The organism is Streptococcus infantis, from assembly GCF_047465525.1.
GTDB lineage: Bacteria > Bacillota > Bacilli > Lactobacillales > Streptococcaceae > Streptococcus > Streptococcus infantis_R.
On sequence record NZ_JASGZS010000057.1, the window covers coordinates 1 to 3061 of the forward strand.

General features: G+C 37.9%; 2 protein-coding genes and 1 pseudogene. 2 read left to right on the forward strand and 1 reads right to left on the reverse strand.

The features are described from left to right. Window positions 1-154: 154 nt before the first annotated feature. Window positions 155-637, reverse strand: a complete 483-nt coding sequence (locus QM374_RS10690; protein WP_281335137.1) for an S-ribosylhomocysteine lyase — start codon at window positions 635-637, stop codon at window positions 155-157. Window positions 638-839: 202 nt separating this feature from the next. Here QM374_RS10690 and QM374_RS10695 point away from each other — a divergent pair, with 202 nt between their 5' ends. Both QM374_RS10695 and QM374_RS10700 read left to right on the forward strand, forming a co-directional pair. Next, window positions 840-2822, forward strand: coding sequence for a peptide ABC transporter substrate-binding protein (locus QM374_RS10695; protein ID WP_414311734.1), 1983 nt, complete (start codon window positions 840-842; stop codon window positions 2820-2822). 106 nt (window positions 2823-2928) lie between these two features. Beyond that, window positions 2929-3061: pseudogene (locus QM374_RS10700) on the forward strand (transposase); the annotation flags it as partial.

Below are 3061 nucleotides of genomic sequence, written 5' to 3' on the forward strand. Positions count from 1 at the left end.
TGGTTAATATGAAACGAATTATGGCCTTAATAAATACAAAATAACCGAGGAATTCGCTCAAATTGATGAGTGATTCCTCGGTTTTCATTTCATTAAAAGTAAGAGAGCTCCTTTTTCAGTGGGCTTGTTCAAAAGCTGGTTTCTTTTTTTATTATTAGATGACATGACGTTCAAAGGCATCGTCTGAGATTCCTTGTTGGAGAATCAATTTTGCCCATTCTTTGGCTGAAAATAGGCTGTGATCCTTGTAGTTTCCGCAAGATTCAATAGTTGTTCCTGGGACATCTTCCCAAGTTGTCGTTTCAGCGATTTCCTTCAGTGAATCCTTGATGACTGCTGCGATTTCAGAGCTAGTGTGACGCCCCCACATAATCATGTGAAAACCTGTACGACATCCAAATGGTGAACAGTCAATCATTCCATCAATACGAGTACGAATCAGCTTAGCCAAGAGGTGCTCGATAGTATGGAGCCCCGCAGTAGGGATAGAATCTTCATTTGGTTGAACCAAGCGAATATCAAAGTTAGAAATGATATCTCCTTTAGGACCTGTTTCTTCTCCGATTAAACGGACATACGGTGCTTTAACAATGGTGTGATCGAGTTCAAAACTTTCAACAATAACTTCTTTTGACATGGTATTTCCTTTCATTTTTCTTCTTTCATTATATCATAAAGATTTGTTTGAGAACTGTCAATAAAAGAACTTTTTCTCAGCTGGTTTTTAGAAAAGTTTCTCATAAAAATGTTTTTAAATCAATTTGAAAAATTCTGAAAATTGTATTGACACTTGGCTGAAAAGGGATTATAATGTATAAAAAGTCATAAAGGAGTTTATTATGAAATTTTCAAAAGTAATGGCCCTAGTAGGGGTGACTCTGTTAGCGTCTGGTGTTTTGGCGGCTTGTTCAGGTTCAGGCTCTAGTGCAAAGGGTGAGAAAACTTTTTCTTATGTTTATGAAACAGATCCAGATAGCCTCAACTATCTGACAACTGGTAAGGCTGCGGTTGCTAATATCACAAGTAATGTTGTTGATGGTTTGATGGAAAACGACCGCTATGGCAACTTCGTGCCATCTTTGGCAGAGGACTGGTCAGTTTCTAAAGATGGTTTGACATATACTTATACAATCCGTAAAGATGCTAAGTGGTACACTTCTGAAGGTGAAGAGTATGCGCCTGTGAAAGCGCAAGACTTTGTAACAGGTCTTAAGTATGCGGCTGACAATAAGTCAGAAGCTCTTTATCTTGTTCAAGAATCTATTAAAGGTCTTGATGCTTATGTAAAAGGTGAAGTTAAAGACTTCTCAGAAGTTGGAATCAAGGCTGTAGATGATCAAACAGTTCAATACACTTTGAACAAACCAGAAAGCTTCTGGAACTCTAAGACAACCATGGGAATTCTTGCACCAGTCAATGAAGAATTCCTTACTTCTAAAGGAAGTGACTTTGCTAAAGCAACAGATCCAAGCAGTATTCTTTACAACGGTCCTTTCTTGTTGAAATCATTGGTAGCAAAATCTTCAGTAGAATTTGAAAAGAATCCAAACTACTGGGATAAGGACAATGTTCATATTGATAAAGTAAAACTTTCATTCTGGGATGGTCAAGACAATAACAAACTTGCAGAAACCTTTAAAGATGGTGGTTTCTCAATGGCCCTTCTCTTCCCAACAAGTGGAAGCTACTCTGAACTTGAAAAAGAGTTTAAGGATAACATCGTTTATACAACACAAGATTCTACAACTTTCTTAGTCGGTACGAATATTGACCGTCAGTCTTACAAATATACTTCTAAGACTACAGACGAGCAAAAGACTTCAACTAAGAAAGCTCTTCTTAACAAAGACTTCCGTCAAGCCATCGCCTTTGGTTTTGATAGAACAGCTTATGCTTCTCAAGTTAATGGAGAAAGTGGAGCAAGCAAACTCCTTCGTAACTTGTTCGTACCACCAACATTTGTTCAAGCAGATGGTAAAAACTTTGGTGACTTAGTTAAGGAAAAATTAGTGACCTATGGTGATGAGTGGAAAGATGTTAATCTAGAAGACGCTCAAGACGGTCTTTACAATCCTGAAAAAGCAAAAGCAGAGTTTGCTAAGGCTAAGACAGCTCTCCAAGCGGAGGGTGTTCAATTCCCAATTCATTTGGATATGCCAGTTGACCAAACCAATACTACAAAAGTTCAACGTGTTCAATCATTGAAACAATCACTTGAAGCAACGTTAGGAACTGACAATGTTGTCATTGACATTCAACAACTTCAAAAAGATGAAGTCCTCAATGTTACTTACTTTGCTGAAACGGCTGCCGGTGAAGATTGGGACCTTTCAGATAACGTTGGTTGGTCTCCGGACTATATCGACCCATCTACTTACCTTGATATCATCAAACCATCAGTAGGTGAAAATACTAAGACTTACCTAGGATTTGATTCAGGCACAAATAACGCTGCTGCCAAACAAGTTGGTTTGGAAGATTACGAAAAGATGGTTGTTGAAGCTGGAAATGAAGACACTGACGTCTCAAAACGTTATGATAAATATGCTGCTGCCCAAGCTTGGTTGACAGATAGTGCATTGATTATTCCAACAACTTCTAAAACTGGACGTCCAATGTTGTCTAAGATGGTGCCATTCACACTTCCATTTGCTTACTCAGGTAACAAGGGAACAAGTGAAGCCCTCTTGTACAAATACCTTGACCTTCAAGATAAGCCAGTAACTGCTGATGAATATCAAAAAGCTCAAGATAAATGGAAGAAAGAAAAAGAAGAATCTAATAAAAAAGCGCAAGAAGATCTTGCAAATCATGTCAAATAAGAAAAAGAGGTCGGACAAAAAGGAGCCCACTGAAAAAGTCATCCAATTGATGGCTTTTTTGTTATACTAGAGATGAGGTGAGATGATGCTTGATAATCAGTTTATGATGTTCAAATATCTCTTGTTAAAAGATATTTATAAGTTATCAGATGTCGATGTGGTGGAACGTTCCTTGTCAGATATGGCCTTTAAATTTTTTCTTGGTCTAGCTCCGGAGGATTCTGTTATCGAACCATCCT